The organism is Psychrobacter sp. S4(2024) (assembly GCF_036861305.1).
Lineage (GTDB): Bacteria > Pseudomonadota > Gammaproteobacteria > Pseudomonadales > Moraxellaceae > Psychrobacter > Psychrobacter cryohalolentis.
On record NZ_JAZAQR010000001.1, the window covers coordinates 179,683 to 196,738 of the forward strand.

The 17,056-nt window shown below is 43.4% G+C and carries 13 protein-coding genes; 4 read left to right on the forward strand and 9 right to left on the reverse strand.

From position 1 onward, the window contains the following. Positions 1-180: 180 nt before the first annotated feature. Entirely contained in the window at positions 181-957 is a 777-nt protein-coding gene (locus VLA57_RS00765) for a ribonuclease HII (RefSeq protein WP_442968854.1), read from the reverse strand. Between the two features lie 140 nt (positions 958-1,097). Further along, positions 1,098-2,408: a lipid-A-disaccharide synthase gene (lpxB, locus tag VLA57_RS00770; protein ID WP_333954043.1), complete on the reverse strand. Its 1,311-nt coding sequence runs from the start codon at positions 2,406-2,408 to the stop codon at positions 1,098-1,100. A gap of 364 nt (positions 2,409-2,772) precedes the next feature. Here lpxB and VLA57_RS00775 point away from each other — a divergent pair, with 364 nt between their 5' ends. Continuing rightward, a complete protein-coding gene (locus VLA57_RS00775; RefSeq protein ID WP_011513838.1) occupies positions 2,773-3,855 on the forward strand; it encodes a 3-deoxy-7-phosphoheptulonate synthase in 1,083 nt (360 codons plus the stop codon). A gap of 110 nt (positions 3,856-3,965) precedes the next feature. Here the strand turns inward: VLA57_RS00775 and pepN are convergent, their stop codons facing one another. Beyond that, entirely contained in the window at positions 3,966-6,566 is a 2,601-nt protein-coding gene (gene pepN / locus VLA57_RS00780) for an aminopeptidase N (protein ID WP_333954462.1), read from the reverse strand. A gap of 404 nt (positions 6,567-6,970) precedes the next feature. Here pepN and pal point away from each other — a divergent pair, with 404 nt between their 5' ends. Both pal and VLA57_RS00790 read left to right on the forward strand, forming a co-directional pair. Beyond that, the gene (gene pal / locus VLA57_RS00785; protein ID WP_011513840.1) at positions 6,971-7,489 is read left to right on the forward strand and encodes a peptidoglycan-associated lipoprotein Pal; all 519 of its coding nucleotides are present in this window, start codon (positions 6,971-6,973) and stop codon (positions 7,487-7,489) included. Positions 7,490-7,616: 127 nt separating this feature from the next. Then, complete coding sequence (locus tag VLA57_RS00790; protein WP_333954044.1) at positions 7,617-8,315, forward strand: 4'-phosphopantetheinyl transferase family protein; 699 nt, start codon at positions 7,617-7,619, stop codon at positions 8,313-8,315. 128 nt (positions 8,316-8,443) lie between these two features. Here VLA57_RS00790 and VLA57_RS00795 read toward each other — a convergent pair whose 3' ends face one another. After that, the gene (locus VLA57_RS00795) at positions 8,444-9,325 is read right to left on the reverse strand and encodes a hypothetical protein (RefSeq protein WP_020443660.1); all 882 of its coding nucleotides are present in this window, start codon (positions 9,323-9,325) and stop codon (positions 8,444-8,446) included. Between the two features lie 642 nt (positions 9,326-9,967). Between VLA57_RS00795 and VLA57_RS00800 the strand changes: the two genes are divergently transcribed. Then, the gene (locus VLA57_RS00800) at positions 9,968-10,726 is read left to right on the forward strand and encodes an IclR family transcriptional regulator (RefSeq protein WP_149409501.1); all 759 of its coding nucleotides are present in this window, start codon (positions 9,968-9,970) and stop codon (positions 10,724-10,726) included. A gap of 88 nt (positions 10,727-10,814) precedes the next feature. On the opposite strand, the gene mmsB is transcribed toward VLA57_RS00800, so the two are convergent. From mmsB to VLA57_RS00825, 5 genes are all read right to left on the reverse strand, one after another. After that, entirely contained in the window at positions 10,815-11,780 is a 966-nt protein-coding gene (gene mmsB, locus VLA57_RS00805; protein WP_333954045.1) for a 3-hydroxyisobutyrate dehydrogenase, read from the reverse strand. Between the two features lie 111 nt (positions 11,781-11,891). Then, a complete protein-coding gene (locus VLA57_RS00810) occupies positions 11,892-13,121 on the reverse strand; it encodes an enoyl-CoA hydratase/isomerase family protein (protein ID WP_201532277.1) in 1,230 nt (409 codons plus the stop codon). A gap of 59 nt (positions 13,122-13,180) precedes the next feature. Next, complete coding sequence (locus tag VLA57_RS00815) at positions 13,181-13,963, reverse strand: enoyl-CoA hydratase (RefSeq protein WP_201532278.1); 783 nt, start codon at positions 13,961-13,963, stop codon at positions 13,181-13,183. 44 nt (positions 13,964-14,007) lie between these two features. After that, the gene (locus VLA57_RS00820) at positions 14,008-15,168 is read right to left on the reverse strand and encodes an acyl-CoA dehydrogenase family protein (RefSeq protein WP_201532279.1); all 1,161 of its coding nucleotides are present in this window, start codon (positions 15,166-15,168) and stop codon (positions 14,008-14,010) included. 190 nt (positions 15,169-15,358) lie between these two features. Further along, positions 15,359-16,843: a CoA-acylating methylmalonate-semialdehyde dehydrogenase gene (locus VLA57_RS00825; RefSeq protein WP_333954047.1), complete on the reverse strand. Its 1,485-nt coding sequence runs from the start codon at positions 16,841-16,843 to the stop codon at positions 15,359-15,361. Between the last annotated feature and the right edge of the window lie 213 nt (positions 16,844-17,056).

The window sequence follows — 17,056 nt, forward strand, 5'->3', positions numbered from 1 at the left end:
AGTGCCGTGGTTATTATGAACAATCATTCGGGTATAACGGATATTATCGAATGTCATTTAATAAAAAGTATAAAGCTTTAGGAAATTACTATATTTGACCAAAATACGTTTATTATAAAATTAATAGATGTTTTTACTTAGGCTATTTATTTAGATAAATCAGCCACTCTCTATCCACTCTTAACTCTCTAACGCCTTTCTCACTGGTGCAAAGCTGCGTCTGTGCGCGGCTAATACACCATAAGTTTCGATTGCCTCCATATGTGCGCGTGTTGGATAGCCTTTATGCTTGGCAATGCCATATTCAGGATGCTTAGCGTCAAGCGCGTACATGGTTTTGTCACGGCTAACTTTTGCCAAAATACTGGCAGCGGCAATACTGGTATGACGAGCATCACCCTTGACCCATGCTTGACAGTCAACTACTTCTTCTTCGACACCAAGTTCTACGAGCCTTGCATAATTCAATTCAGGACAGCGATTCCCATCGAATAAAACTTCAGCATGCAGCTGATGTATGTCTTGTGCCATGTCATTCAAATGATAAGCAATGACCTCTAACATTATCTCAGTACATAAACGCATCCCAAGCATGGTAGCTTGTAAGATATTCAATTGGTCAATCACTGCCGCTGGAATATCAGCAATGACATAACCAATGGCATATTGCTGAACCAAGGGATACAGCATATCGCGCTTTTTTTCGCTCAACTGCTTGGAGTCCGTCAGTATCGATAAGGGCGTATCTTTGAGAGGCTGCCCTTCAATCAGTCCTGACCAAACACGTGGTAATATTGCCGACGCAACATTCACACTACCCAATAACGGTCCACGCCCTGCTTCATCGACACCAATCTGAAGCACTGAGCTCGTATCACTCTGTGCAATAGTGTTCGAATATTGCGCAAGTAATTCGTTGATATTAAGTTGACCAGATAAATAAATGGGAGATGCCAAATTAATATATTGTCCTTTTATATCAATCTGTTCGATACTGCGTTCAATTTTTAAAAGGTTACTCTCTATATGTAGCATGCTATTCATTAATTTTATTGTCTTATTTTATGAAATGAAAAGGTATGTAATGAATTTTCTTACTAGATCTGCGGCGTTTTCGACAGATAATTTTGCAGATACCATTGTTCAATCACGCTATTGGCAGGTTGATGATTGCTTTGCTGTTGCAAAAGATGCTTGGTCTGAATCAGCGCATTCAATTGCTCCGCATAAGCACGTGGCTGCAAAAGGCGCATGACGGTACGGCAGATATTGTCACCACTTGCCTGCTCTTGAATAAGCTCCGGTACGATCGCGGTAGCTGCCAAAATATTTGGCAAACCCACATAGGGCACTTTGACTAGACGTTTAGCAATCTGATAGGTTAGCTGATTCAGCTGATAGACGACGACCATCGGACGCTCAAGTAGCATCGCCTCAAGCGTTGCGGTACCTGAGGCTAACATCACAATATCTGATGCCGCCATCGCCTGCTGACTAAAGGTTGGCTGGCTATCATCATAGACCACCACGATGGCGGCACGCAGCTGCTCTGAGCGCTGATCAATCACATCTTGGACGATATATTGATGGTTTTGATCGACAGTTGGGATGATAAAGCAAAGCTTTGGGTCCAATAAAAGCAGCTTTTGGATACCGTCCAGCATCAAGGGTAAAATAGCCGTTATTTCACCGCGGCGTGAGCCCGGCATCACACAAATAAGCTGACTGACCTCATCAAAGCGTTCGATAAAAAACTGCTGTAAGCCATCGTTGTGCCAGACCAGCTCACTACGGCGCTGATTGATTGGTATGTCGAGCAGTGACTGGTCAATGGTATGCATCAGTGGATGCCCAACGCATATCGCCGGATGCTTATAACGCTCGTAAACAGGCAGCTCAAACGGAAACAGGCACAATACCAAGTGGGTTGCCGCTTTAATATTATGAATACGTGACTCGCGCCAAGCCCAGATAGAAGGACTAACATACTGCACGCAAAACACGCCTTTAGGCTTTAATTTTTTAGACACTCGTAGATTAAAATCAGGGGCATCTATGCCAATAAACCAATCAATATCCGCCTTTTTAAAAGCAGCCAGCAACTCACGACGCGCCTTAAGCAAATCAGGCAATTGCCCCATGACTTCTACCAGACCCATCACTGCCAAACGGGACAATGGAAAAATACTATTAAGCCCTTGTTCCTGCATTTTGGTACCGCCCACTCCGACCCAAACGATGTCATCACGTATATTGTTCATCTGCTGCATAAAATCTGCACCCAGACTGTCTCCTGATATTTCACCAGCGACGATACCGATAACGAGCGGCTCACGCGCTACATTAGCCATCTCGTGAGTATCAAATGGCACAGTTATATCAGTCTGAAGCGTATGGTTATCGGTCATGAAAAGCTCTTAATAATAAAGTGTTACAGTGAAAGTCGTACAAGGGGAAAAACATGGATATTATAAAATATAACATGGGGTATCTATTATAGGATACGCACCATCATAATCAGCGGCGTTTGTGGTGCTCAAATTCAGCTATTTATACTGCCATCATACGTGACGATGATAAAAATAGCGAAGCTGCCCGAAGAAATACAGTGGCATAAACGTCTCTTTATCCTACCTATAATCATCAAGTATAACCAAGTTTTCGCATCAGCATTCCAGTTATCAGTCAATTAACTGCTTGACTGCCCTTGTCAACTGGTACTTTTGTCCGCATAATGAAAGTCCCTATAAATCAGCTAGACGATATATAATCATGATAACAACCGCTACCCATAATGCAGAAATTGACGACGTGAATATTGAAAAATTTATTCCATTAATCACACCCAATGAGCTAAAAACCGAACTTCCTTTATCAAACGAAGCCTATAAAACCGTTTTAAATGGTCGTCACACTATCCAAAACATCTTGGATGGCAAAGACAAGCGTTTGTTTGTGGTTATTGGTCCATGCTCTATTCATGACATCAAAGCCGCTCATGAATATGCTGATCGCTTAGCCATATTGGCGAAAGAGATTGAAGACAGCGTATTCGTTGTGATGCGTGTCTATTTTGAGAAGCCGCGCACGACCGTTGGCTGGAAAGGCATGATTAATGACCCTGATATGAATGACAGCTTTGATATCGAAAAAGGTCTGCGTACAGCCCGTAAGCTACTGCTTGATCTCAATGAAAAAGGACTACCTTGTGCTACTGAAGCGCTTGACCCGAATACACCGCAGTATATGCAGGACTTGATCAGCTGGTCAGCGATTGGCGCACGTACGACCGAGAGCCAAACGCACCGTGAGATGAGCTCAGGCTTATCATGCCCAGTCGGCTTTAAGAATGGTACTGATGGTGGCATGACTGTTGCGGTTAACGCCATGCAAGCGGTAAAAGCGGGTCATAGCTTTTTAGGTCTTTCTTCAGATGGTAAAGTGTCTATCATCAAATCTAAAGGCAATCCTTATGCTCACGTGGTATTACGCGGTGGCAATGGTAAGCCTAACTACGATGAAACAGCAGTCGCTCAAGTAGAAGACGCGCTTGCCAAAGGTAAAACCAGTAGCAAGATTATGATTGACTCAAGTCATGCCAACTCTGGTAAAGACCCTTACTTGCAACCGATGGTGATCCAAAACGTCGCAGAGCAAATCAGAAATGGTAACAAGTCCATCATTGGTATGATGATTGAGAGTCACTTAAAAGGCGGTCGCCAAGAGCTGACTGCTGATTTGGATGCGCTCGAATACGGCATGTCAATTACTGATGGTTGCCTAGATTGGGACAGCACGGTCACAGCACTACATAACTTACGTGATATGGTCAAAGACATCCTACCTAACCGTTAATAACTGCTTATCCAATAATAGCTGCTTATTAAAAAAGCCCGTTTGACACTAAATTGTCAGACGGGCTTTTTTCATGTTTAAGATTATGACTTTAGTTTTCTAAGACAGCTCTATGCAGTCGCTGTACCCAGCACACTGCTTAGACTCTCATGCACATGCTTAGAGGATACTTGCTGCTGCACATCGAGCAGCTGCGAATGAGCCATTTGACGGCGTGGCTCAGCTAACGTATTCCAACGTGCCAATACTTGTAGTAGGCGCGAGGCTATCATCGGGTTAGAATCATCTAGTTTCTTAATCACGTCTGTATAGATATCCAAACCTTGTTGCGTCCATAATGCAGTTGGCTGCGAGGTAAAAGCGCTGATAACTGAACGTACGCGATTGGGCGTATTCCAATCGAAATCTTCATGTGCTAATAGTGATTTAATAACATCAGCATTGACGTTGTCAGCAGATGCTTGGACACTAAACCATAAATCAATCACCAAATCATCGGCTTGAAAACGCTGATAAAAATCTGCCAAGTACGCATCAGCATTTGCCACTTGATGATTGACCATGGCCTTTAGTGCCCCAAAACGTTCCGTCATACAGCTGGCATTATCATACTGCTGCTGTGCCCACTCTACAGCGCCTTCCACGTTCGCGCTCAATGCCATATCTAGCACCACATTACGTAGTGCCCGTTCACCACGGGCTTCTGCACTATCTTCATAGGAGTGCAATGGCAGTTGCTTGTAAAGCATTTCCCATTGATCTTTTAACGCCTCTGCTAGCTGCTGATACAAACCTTCACGCTGCGCTTTGACCACTTCTGGATCATAATCTTCAGGAATAGCAGCCGCCAACTCTTGAGCTGATGGAATATCAAGTAAACGCGCTGCTAGCATTGCATCTTCACCTGCGAGCACTGGCAATGTCTGCGCCAATGCCGCTAGATAAACATCAGGATTGCTCTTTGTGCCTTGGGTGGGCAACAAAATACGGTTGACCAGCATCTGCGTCACTTGCCAACGATTGAAGCCATTGGTTTCATGTTTAAGTAAAAATGCCAAATCTTCATCTTGATAATCATAATTCAGCTGTACAGGCGCACTAAAATCACGTAGCAAAGACACCACAGGCTCAGCACTTACGCCTTCAAAAGTAAAGGTTTGTATAGCTTGGTCTAATAGCAACATACGCTCAGCAATAATTTTGCCGCTTTCTTTATCAAATAATGCCGTTGCAACTGGAATTGGCAAGGGTTTTGGCGTATCAAAGCCGCTGACATGGCGAGTTTTCTGATTTAATGTAATAGTTAACGTTTGCGCAGCACTGTCATAGTTTTGATGACCGGACACCACTGGCGTACCTGGCTGGCGATACCAATCGATAAATTCTTCTACTTTACCGTTAGTAATACTAAGCGCAGATAAAAAGTCTTCAACCGTCACCGCTTGACCATCATAACGACGGAAATACTCGTCCGTCCCTTTTCGGAAATCATCAGCGCCCAAGGTATTGGCTATCATACGTACAATTTCAGCGCCTTTTTCATAGACGGTGGTGGTATAAAAATTATTAATCTCAACAAAACTCTCAGGACGTACAGGATGGGCAAGTGGTCCTGCATCCTCTGCAAACTGATGGGCACGCAAAGTCGCGACATCATCGATACGTTGCACCGCGCTTGATTGCTGATCCGCTGAAAACGATTGATCGCGGTAGACGGTAAAGCCTTCTTTTAAACATAACTGAAACCAGTCACGACAAGTAATCCGATTGCCTGTCCAATTATGGAAATACTCATGGGCGATAATAGCTTTTACGCTAAAGCTACGGGTATCAGTAGTGGTTTCGGGGCTCGATAATACACAGGCAGTATTAAAGATATTTAGCCCTTTATTTTCCATCGCACCCATATTAAATTGACTGACCGCAACGATCATATAACGGTCTAAGTCATAAGCACGACCGTAATTGACTTCATCCCATTGCATCGAATCTTTGAGTGCTTGCATACCAACATCACACTTATCGATATCAGCTGACTTTGCATACACTTCAAGCAAGACTTCTCGACCTTCACTGGTCGTATAACTATCCGCTAATACATCCAAGTCAGCGACCACACAAGCAAATAGATAGCTTGGCTTATTGGTCGGATCATGCCAAATCGCATAATGGCGGTTTGGCGCATCGATCATCTCCCCCGCTTCAACCAAATTACCATTGGCTAGTAGTGTTGGATAGCGCTTGTCTGCTTCAAGGCGAGTGGTAAATATCGCGAGTACGTCAGGGCGGTCTGGATAAAAGGTAATTTTACGGAAACCTTCCGGCTCGCACTGGGTGACAAACATCGTCTCATCACCACTGCCCGCCATATAAAACCCCTCAAGGGCAGTATTGGTCTGTGGACAGATACGCACTTGTAGCGCCAATGTCAACTCATCAGGAGCATCACTAATCGTAAGCTTACCTGCTGACAGCTCATAGCGTTCAGCACTCAATGCCTCACCATTCATCATAAGAGCCAACAGCTCTAAATCTTCACCAAATAAAACGATATCGCCTGCGCTTTGACGTACCATCTTTAGAGTACTGTCTACCTGTGCATGGTCTTCAAATAACTTGATATCTAAGCTGACAGTTTCAACATCGAAGCTTGGCTTTTGATAGTCTTTTAAATTGATTTTACTGGGTGCATGGAGAGGTACATCAGGCATTTCAGCATTGATGATTTGCGCATCGTTTTCAGCGGTAGACATATAGATTCCTATTGGTTTTTATGATGGTTATATTTATAACAGCCTTTATAGCGAGACTTAAGCGACACTTCGATACTGTCGCAATACCTATGTAAGATACCTAAATACATTGACTTAAAGCGCCAAATTTCAAGGTGACTACTAAATTAAAATAAGAAAGGTAACGATGGTAAGAATCCCTATATAATGGCGTAAATATTGGCGTAATGCGCATTATATCTATTTGTAAACTCTAGAATTATTTACAGTAATAGTACTTACATAAAGTAACATTTAGTATATTATAGATAGCAATTGCCTAAGTTTTATCGTAAGCAGTTTACAACAACAAATCTAATTCATTAAAATTTTTGGAGCTTATTATGTCAACCAGTTTTTCAAAAATCGCTGCCCTCGCTGTATTATCAAGTGCTGTTGTTCTAGCATCAGGTTGTGCCACTAAGCGTGCCACTTCTGAAGTCGTCGTTGCCCCTCTAGGTATCCCAGGCGGTCAAGTTGGCTACAATGGTGCTGTTATCGTAGACAACTCAAACGCAGTTATTACCGGTGCTGAGAACATCCAAGCCGTTGTATACTTTGCCTTTGACAGCAGTGCGATCACTTCACAATCTGCAGGTGTCTTAAACCAACACGCGGGTCTGTTAAAATCTAACCCAAATGCAGGCGTAGTTATCGCGGGTCACACCGATGAGCGCGGTAGCCGTGAATATAACATCGCATTGGGTGAGCGCCGTGCCCAAGCAGCACGTGATTATCTTGCAGCACAAGGCGTTGCAGCAAATAATATCCGTGTCATCAGCTATGGCGAAGAGCGTCCTGCTGCTGCCGGTACGAACGAAGATGCCTATGCCCAAAACCGCCGTGCTGAACTGTCTTACTAAGCATATAGCATAAGACATTATAAGCATTCAAAAGCCCAACAAGCCTATTGTTGGGCTTTTTGTTAGGCTAAGATAAATCACGATATAAACCATAAGTTTCTACAATATACAGACTATGCAAAACTTAATGCTACACGATATTCTCTATACTCAGCTCGACCCCATGACAATGACATGGTGTGCGACTGCTCAAGTGCGCCCTATCCAGCCTTACTATGATCAAGCAGCCGATGCTCACTTATCTGCTCCTCAGATTGCTCGTCATCAGCGCCAGCAGCAACGTGCAGGTGTAAGGCTATTATTGCAGGCATTGCTCAAAAGACTGGATATCGTCGATTGTTTAGATGAATCAAATTTTCCTTATCGACTCACTCATAGCCAATATTATGTGTGTTTTAGCCATACCAATGGCAATAATAAAAATGCTACTCGAATACAAAATGATATAGAAAACTCAGACATACCATACGTCAAGGTCGCTGTCGTTATCAGTCGCCATCGTCCCTCGGGTATTGATATCGAAGTCAATGCCGTGAAATGGCAGGTAGCAAAGCGGTTCTATCATCCAAAAGAGCTGGCTATCTTGCAAGCATTGCCAATGATACAGCGTAACTCTGCCATAAGATGGCTGTGGCAAATAAAAGAGAGCTTTATTAAGATACATCAATATACGCTTGCCCAAGGTTTAGGCATGGATTATTCCGCCATCATTTACGATTTACTCAATCAGCCTATAGAAACCCTACCCTTGCTTACTCTGACTGACGATAAGACTAATTATCGCATCTCTGTTATTTCCTCACAGCAAACTGTTATTGTTTATTGATAAATCTCAAATACATGATAATAAATGATATTTATTACTTTATTTTAGACATAAAAAAACGACCCTCAAAAGGATCGTCTTTTTATACTTATTCTTCTGTTAACAACAGCACTCAGACTGTCATTAAATTAGAAGCGGTAAGTTGCACCAACTTTAACAATTGGCAACCACTCAAGAAATTTTTCGTCTTCCAATTCTTTCTTAATTTGAGCTTCAGCAGCTGCACCGTTTGCGCCAGTGGCATTAACAGTAGCAGTCGTTTTACCCATATAAGCTGCACCTAGCTCACCGAATAAACCAAAGTTATTAGTGATATTAGGACGGAAGCCAATAGTAGCATAAGGAGCTAATTTATTACGATGCTCTAAATCAGCTGAAACACTACCAACATTTAATTGGTCACCACGTGAAGCATCATAGTCACCATTTGTAGGAGTGCCAACAAAATATTTTTTGCCATCTACAGGATAATATCCATTAGGACCAGCATCTCTTGCATTAGCTGTGGCAGTGATTTCGTTATCAGGAACGATGATACCAGCACCCATAGTGAACCAGTTCGCCATAGGACGTAATTGGACGCCTAGGTACGGGTTGCTAAAGTCAGTATCTACATCGTAGTTTACATCGTTAGCATCAAAGTCACCGCCGAATAATTCAGCAGCATCGCCACCTGCCCAACCAGCTTGAATTTCAGTTTTGTCGTTTAAGCCCCAAGCGATGTTAGCACCATAACCTAAAGTACCAGCTTCAGCACTGATCGCTGCTGGATGAGTAACAGTTTGGAAGAAAGTCTTAGTACCGCCAACAACTGCACCAGTGGTGTTACGTAACACACCAGCATCTGCATTATAGGCATAACCAGCGTCTGCTTGATAAGCAACTGCTACTGGCTCAGCTTCGTATACAACAGCGTCATTGCCATCAATAACAATAACTGGATCAGCTGCAAGAGCAGCAGTTGAGGCTAAAACGGCAGCAGTGATTGCTGTTAATTGAATAAGTTTCATAATTACTCTCCTAAAGTATGAAATAACGCGCCCATAAAAAAATGAAAATCTAACTTTTTAAACAATCATTTTGATGCGAGGATTAAAACAATTTTGGCTCAAAAAGTCACCCCTAAAGATGCACTTTTTATTTACCATTATGTAAAGATTGCATAGATATTGTAATAATTACTACACCAGCCCGCAATACTTCGCCCTTTTGTTACACAATGCTATTAAAGCCACCGCGCAGCCTACACATGATTATTGGAATGCTTAATGCTCATGTAAAGGTATTACAAAATATGTCTACATGATGAAGCATCTTGAGAAATAACGCAATAACAGTTATAGAGTTAATTACTACAGATTGTTGTACTTTGTGACTGAACGTATCTAATCTTGCTAAGAAAACCGAAAAATTCTCAGATAATTTTGTTATAAATCCACGCAATGTAAATACGTTACTATATAATGAGAGGTAGGGTTGTCTAAGGGTTATATTGTGCTAAATTAGAGTCAGTAAGCCAATTACTGTATGCCTTTGCGCTTATTCATTTTTAGCCTTATCGCCTTGACTGTTCTGCTCTATTTTTAGAGGCGATTATATCTATAATGATATAACTACTTGCTTTGTTTTTTTATTATTACTGAGTCATTTATATGCCTAAAGTATCATCGATTACTCGTGTGCTAGAGATTATTGAGGCGGTATCTTATGCCTCAAAGCCGATTTCGCCACTGGAGCTATCGCAGGAGCTTGATATTCCGAAGCCAACCATTCATCGATTGATTCAAAATCTGGTTGATGAAGGGTTTGTGACAATTGATATTGGCGGCGGTATTATACCGGGTAAACGCGTACGCAATTTGGGTGTTGAGCTTTGGCAGCAGCGACTGTTCTTTAATGAACGTCAAATGATTTTGCAAAAACTGGTCGATGAGCTAAAAGAAACCTGCGGTATCGGTGTTCCTTATCACATGAATATGATCTATACCAACCGCGCACAAACGACCTTGCCGATACAGATTTATTTACCAGTGGGCGCAAAGTCGCCAATGTGGTGTACAGCAACTGGGAAGCTGTATTTAAGTCAGTTGCCGAGTGCAAGCCGCGAAAAAATACTACAAAATTTGTCACTAGATAAGTTCACTAAAAACACCATCACTGATATCGACAAATTAAACGCTGAGCTTGATCGTATCGCTGAAACAGGCATAGGTATCGATAACGAAGAGTTTATCTCTGAGATGGTGGCAATCGCCGTACCGATACGGGATAGGAAATCACGCTACCTTGCTTCGCTATATCTGCATGCACCGACCATACGGGTGTCTTTAGATGATCTTTTAACCTATGTGCCACGACTGCAAAAAGCGGCGCAAGATATTCAGTCTCTGGTCTATGAGCTGCCAAGTTAAATGCCTTGATATAAACTAGAAATAAGTCAAAAAAAAGGTCTGCACTATTACCACAATGCAGACCTTTTTTATTTGTGTGCTTGATAATTTAAGACAATACAGAGCTGTCGTGACGCGCCATAATGCTAGAAAAATCTCTATCGCCATTCTCGATCGTATGCGCGGCATAAAGCTCAGTTGCTTTAGCGCCCATTGGTGTCTCTACATGCGTATCTTGAGCGGTTTGCATGGCAAGGTTAAGATCCTTTTGCATCAGCTTACTCATAAAGCCGCCTTGATAGCCATTGCTCGATGGGACATTTTCCATCACTTGCGGATAAGGATTGTAGACCTCTAGCGTCCAGTTACGACCGGAGCTTTGTAGCATGATATCGGATAGTACCTTTGGATCGAGACCATTTTTGACACCCAGATTAATCGCCTCTGCCGTTCCTGCCATCAGAATTCCAAGCAGCATGTTATTACAGATTTTAGCCACTTGTCCTGCGCCATGCTCGCCTGCGTGGAAGATGTTTTTACCCATCACAGCCAGTATCGGCTCAGCTTTGGCGAAGGCTGCATCGTCTCCACCAACGATAAAGGTCAATGTGCCAGCGATAGCGCCACCTGTACCGCCAGAGACTGGCGCATCTAAAAAATCAATACCAAGCTTACTTGCAACTTCTGCTACTTTCCTAGCATCAGCTGCTGCTATGGTACTGCTATCGATAACCAAAGTACCTTTTGGTAAGTCTATAAGTAGACCGTCAGAGCTACCTTCTCCTAGATAGACAGAATGCACGTGCTTGCCAGCAGGTAACATACTGATAATTACTTGGGCATTTTGAGCAGCATCTTTCGGACTCTCTGCTATATTGGCACCCGCTTGTTGCAAGCGCGCGGTCGCCTCTACAGATAAATCATAAACCGAAAGCGTATAACCTGCCTTTAACAAGTTTTCTGCCATTGGACCGCCCATGTTACCTAGTCCAATAAAGGCAATATTTGGCTTTGCTGTATTACCATCATTATCAGTCGTAGTTGTACTACTTGAACCTGTATCCTTTGTAGCCATCTCATCGCTCCTTGATGATTGATTATGCAATTAGTTTTAATTTTTCAAATTTCACTTAATCTAGTCACTTAATCCAGTTAAGTTGGCTTAAATCAGATGCTAAATATCTGGTTAGCGAACCGCTTCATTACCCAATGCAGCAGCGCTAAGCCAATCGTCTAAAGGATGCTCGCCTTTAGCATATGGATTGGTAAAATGCTGCTGGATATAATCTTGTCCCTCTGCGCTCAAGCAGTCCGCTAACGTACGAGACCAGTTTGGCGTGCGATCTTTATCAATCAATAACGCACGTACGCCTTCCTTAAAATCAGGGTTAGCCGCACAATGTACAGCGACATTGGTCTCTAGGTACAAGACTTGCTCTAGCGATAAATCCGTCACCTTATGATATAGCGCATAGGTCAATGCCGCAGTCACTGGACAGCCATGTCGATAGGTTGCAATGGCTCGTTGTGCCCAACTGTCGGCAGCAAAATCTGTATCAAGCTGTGTGAGCGCCTCATCACTTTGTAATAGCGCATCGATATCACCCAAACCGCCTCTGTTCATTAGTTGCTGAATAGCACACCAATGCTGCGCAAGCTTACTAGCAGGCAATTCAGCAACAGGCTGCGCCGCCAATGCTCGACTCACGATACTATAGGCGCTATTGTTGTCACATTTATCCGTACTATTAGCTGCAACCTGCCAATCGCTCTGTTTTAAACTTTGTATGACGGCATCATAATCACTACTGGCGACAGCATACTCTGCAAGGTTAGCCAACATTGCGTCGCTACCATTACACATTGCACCTGTCAGCCCTAAGAATAAACCAGTTTTGGCCGGCATGCGTTGCAAAAACCAACTGCCAGAGGCATCAGGGAATAGACCAATGGTAATCTCAGGCATAGCAAAACGGGTACGCTCAGTGACCAAGCGATGGCTACAGCCTGCCATCAAACCCATACCGCCGCCCATAATGATGCCGTCACCCCACAAGATTAACGGTTTAGGATAAAAGTGCATTTGTCGATAAAGACTATATTCATGACCAAAAAAATCTGTCGCATAAGGATTTGGCATAGGCGCTGTTGCTGACATACTGTCATATAACCTACGAATATCACCGCCTGCACAAAACGCTTTGTCGCCTGCGCCTTTTAATAGCAATGCCACCACTTGCTCATCACCTTGCCACTGCTCTAGTTGTTGCGATAACAATTGACACATCTCAACGCTCAAGGCATTAAGAGATTTGGGCATATTTAACGTCATTATCCCAATAAGGTGATCACAATCTGTCGGCTCGGTGCTGAATAATACCGGCGCGTCTGATATGCCTTCTATAGCTGCTGTCATAAATGTGACCTACAAATATTAAAAGAAAAATAGTATCATTAAGTTTGATTTTATGGCGTTTATTTATTTTGCCAAACAGGCTTAAGCTTCTCTAAAAATGCTTGCACACCTTCGCGCTGATCTTCAGTATCGAACAATTTAATAAAGGCTTCACGCTCATGGATAAGGTTTTGCGCAGGCGGCGTGTGTCTTGCTGCTTGAATAAGTGTTTTGGAATAACTGACTGCAACTGGTGATTGTTTAGCGACTTTTTTCGCTAATGCCTGAGCTGCTTGCAACCCCTCACCTTTTGCAGCAACTTCTTCGACTAAGCCAATGCGTAGTGCAGTCTCGGCATCGACACGCTCGCCGCATAATATCATGCGCTTTGCCCAACCCTCGCCTACTAAAGCTGTTAGATTTTGAGTGCCACCGGCACACGGCAACAAGCCAACACCTGTCTCAGGTAAGGCCATTTGAGCATGATCTTCTGCGATACGGATATCACAAGCGAGCGCACACTCAAGACCACCGCCCATCGCATAGCCATTGATGGCAGCGATGCTCACGCCACGATAAGCTGACAGTGCTTCGAACGCTTCACCAAACGCTATCGCCATACTGATTGCGCGACCTTTATCGCCATCTGCAAAATTATTTAGATCGGCGCCCGCTGAAAAGAATTTCTCACCATCACCATGAACGATTAGTGCATATACCTCATCATTAGCATTGAGGTCAGTGACCAATTGCTTAAGCGCCTTAAGACTGTCCATCGTCCACGTATGAGCAGGTGGGTTGTTTAGGGTTAATGTCGCAGTATGACCATCAATCGATAGTTTTAAGTTGGTATAATCCGTCATGAGCAAACATCCTTATCATAAAATCATTTTATTCATATAAATAGTTAGCGCAGTTGGCTCAATGCATCATCTTGTAATAGCTGGCGCGAGACAATCACGCGCATAATTTCATTGGTACCTTCCAAAATCTGATGCACACGCAAATCTCGCACATGACGCTCAAGCGGATACTCATTGAGATAGCCATAGCCACCATGTAATTGTAGAGCTTCATTGGCTACATCAAAACAAAGATCGGTCGATAAACGCTTTGCCATCGCACAATAAGTAGAGGCTTGCGCATCCTTATGGTCGACTTTGCTCGCCGCTAAATACAGCATTTGCCGTGCCGTGATGGTTTGAGTCAACATATCGGCAAGCTTAAACTGTACCGACTGTAAGCTGGCAATCGGGCTGCCAAACTGACTGCGCTCTTGTACATAATTGGTCGCTGTTTCAAGCGCCGCTTGCGCCGTACCTACCGCACAGATACCGATATTAATCCGGCCACCATCAAGCCCTTTCATGGCGATACGAAAGCCTTGACCTTCCTCGCCAATGAGGTTCTCTACTGGCACTTTGACGTCTTTAAAGCTAATGGTACGCGTCGGCTGCGCTTTCCAGCCCATTTTATGCTCGTTTTTGCCGTATTCAATACCAGCACTATCGGCATCAACCACAAATGCTGAAATCCCCTTTGGTCCTGCAGCGCCCGTACGTGCCATCACTACCAACACATCAGTTGAACCTGCCCCTGAAATAAAGGTTTTTTCACCGTTAAGGACATAATACTCGCCTTGCTTCTCCGCTTTAGTACGTAATGATGCGGCATCAGAACCGGCATTAGGCTCCGTCAAACAGTAACTGCCTAGCCATTCACCACTAACCATATTGGGCAAATATTTCTTGCACAACACATCGCTACCAAACTCACCAATCATCCAGCCTGCCATATTATGAATACTCATATAAGCAGCTACTGCGGTATCACCCCATGCTAGCTCTTCAAAAACCATGGCAGAATCTAAACGCGGCAAGCCCAAGCCATCATACTCAGGGTTGGTGTATAACCCTAAAAAGCCAAGCTCGCCTGATTTTTTGATGACATCAATCGGGAAATGCGAGGTGCGATCCCATTCAGCAGCATTGGGCTTTAGCTCTTTTTGGGCAAACTGTCTGGCGGTTTGGCGAAAGGCAATTTGGTCATCGGTTAATGAAAAATCCATGGGGTCATCCTTTTGCATGCAAAACAAATATGGTGGAGAGAACTGAATAAATCATCAGTTTAATATTATTCATACCGTGTATTTTATACAGTATAGCAGCGGTATAACGACAATCATAAAATCATACTTTTCTAGCAAAAAATCTATTAAGCAAGATTGACGTTAGACCGCAAATATAGTGGATTGATTATTAAATTGAAATAGTTGTATTGACGCCGCGACTTGCTTCATCATCAAACCAGCGCGCCGTCACGGTTTTAGTTTGGGTATAAAATTGCACCGCTTGCTTACCATAAGGACCTAAATCACCAAGCTTACTAGCACGTGAACCTGAAAACGAGAACATCGGTAGTGGCACAGGAATTGGCAAGTTAATACCGATTTGACCGACTTGGATATCTTGCTGGAACTTATGCGCGGCAGCCCCTGACTGAGTAAAGATAGCGGTACCATTACCATGCGGGTTGGCATTGAGCAGCTCAATTGCCTCATCTAAGCTATTGGCACGCATGATGCACAGTACAGGTCCAAAGATTTCTTCTTTGTAAATTTGCATGTCGCTTGTGACGTTATCAAAGATAGTTGGACCAACGAAGTTGCCTTTCTCATACCCTTCAACCGTAATACCACGACCATCAAGCAATAGACTGGCTCCCTCTTCTACACCAGTACCAATCAAATGCTCAACACGCGCTTTTGCTGCAGGAGAAATCAGTGGACCCAAATCTTTATCGTGCTTACCGGCTGAGACGATTAAACCTTCTGCTTTGGCCTTGATGTCATCAATCCACTCACCAGCAGCACCGACAAGGACAACGACAGACAATGCCATACAACGTTGACCAGCAGCACCAAATGCGGCACCTGCTAGCTGATTAAGAGTCTGCTCTTTATTGGCATCTGGCAGGATAACGCCATGGTTTTTTGCGCCCATCATACACTGAGCACGTTTACCTGATTGACTGGCACGCTCATAAACGTGTTTACCAACGTTGGTCGAACCTACAAAAGAAACTGCTTTGATATCGGGATGATCACAAATGGCATCGACAGTGGCTTTGCCGCCATGTACGACGTTTAGCACGCCTTCAGGTACGCCCGCTTCAATAGCAAGCTCAACCAAACGCATGGTCACCATCGGATCTTGTTCAGAAGGTTTTAAGATAAAAGTATTACCCGTGGCAATCGCCATTGGAAACATCCACAGTGGAATCATCGCTGGGAAGTTAAATGGTGTGATGCCAGCACAAACGCCAAGCGGCTGCCAAATGCTATAGGTATCAACGCCTGAGGCAACGTTTTCAACGAAGTCGCCAATCTGCAGGTTTGCAATACCTGCTGCATGCTCAACCACTTCTAAACCACGGAACACATCACCGCGCGCATCAGCAATAGTCTTGCCCTGCTCTGCAGTCAAGATCTCTGCTAATTCATCCATATGGTCGCGAATCAGTGCTTGATACTTTAAAAAGATACGGGCACGAGTGGTAATTGGTGTTTTGCGCCACGTTTGAAAAGCCGTTTGAGCGGCAGCGACTGCTTGATTGATTTCATCGTCTGTCGTTTGCGGTACCTTGGCAATGACTTCTTGAGTGGCAGGATCGGTAATATCAATCCATTCGCTAGTATTAGAATCAACAAATTGACCATTGATGAGCTGCTTGACGTGGTGCATAAGATATCCTTATCTTGTTTGTAAGACCGCCATTAGGTGACGGCTTAGAATTTTGAAGGCTTTGAGTTTTAAAACTTTAAATTTAAAAACTTAGAATTTATCATTCTGTCATATAATTTTAAAATGATTTATTTCGTATCATTATTGACTATAACAATAAAACAATTTTAGGGTCAAGCCCTTTATGCTGCTTTTAGTAAAGTTAACGTTAAT

What these genes read in the sequence shown, in the direction of transcription:
- VLA57_RS00790 (WP_333954044.1), top strand. Translation starts at nt 7,617, where the DNA reads ATGCTACACGATATTCTCTATACTCAGCTCGACCCCATGACAATGACA.
- VLA57_RS00810 (WP_201532277.1), bottom strand. Translation starts at nt 13,121, where the DNA reads ATGACAGCAGCTATAGAAGGCATATCAGACGCGCCGGTATTATTCAGC.
- pepN (WP_333954462.1), bottom strand. Translation starts at nt 6,566, where the DNA reads ATGCCTGATGTACCTCTCCATGCACCCAGTAAAATCAATTTAAAAGAC.
- VLA57_RS00820 (WP_201532279.1), bottom strand. Translation starts at nt 15,168, where the DNA reads ATGGATTTTTCATTAACCGATGACCAAATTGCCTTTCGCCAAACCGCC.
- VLA57_RS00825 (WP_333954047.1), bottom strand. Translation starts at nt 16,843, where the DNA reads ATGCACCACGTCAAGCAGCTCATCAATGGTCAATTTGTTGATTCTAAT.
- VLA57_RS00775 (WP_011513838.1), top strand. Translation starts at nt 2,773, where the DNA reads ATGATAACAACCGCTACCCATAATGCAGAAATTGACGACGTGAATATT.
- VLA57_RS00815 (WP_201532278.1), bottom strand. Translation starts at nt 13,963, where the DNA reads ATGACGGATTATACCAACTTAAAACTATCGATTGATGGTCATACTGCG.
- pal (WP_011513840.1), top strand. Translation starts at nt 6,971, where the DNA reads ATGTCAACCAGTTTTTCAAAAATCGCTGCCCTCGCTGTATTATCAAGT.
- lpxB (WP_333954043.1), bottom strand. Translation starts at nt 2,408, where the DNA reads ATGACCGATAACCATACGCTTCAGACTGATATAACTGTGCCATTTGAT.
- VLA57_RS00800 (WP_149409501.1), top strand. Translation starts at nt 9,968, where the DNA reads ATGCCTAAAGTATCATCGATTACTCGTGTGCTAGAGATTATTGAGGCG.
- VLA57_RS00795 (WP_020443660.1), bottom strand. Translation starts at nt 9,325, where the DNA reads ATGAAACTTATTCAATTAACAGCAATCACTGCTGCCGTTTTAGCCTCA.
- mmsB (WP_333954045.1), bottom strand. Translation starts at nt 11,780, where the DNA reads ATGGCTACAAAGGATACAGGTTCAAGTAGTACAACTACGACTGATAAT.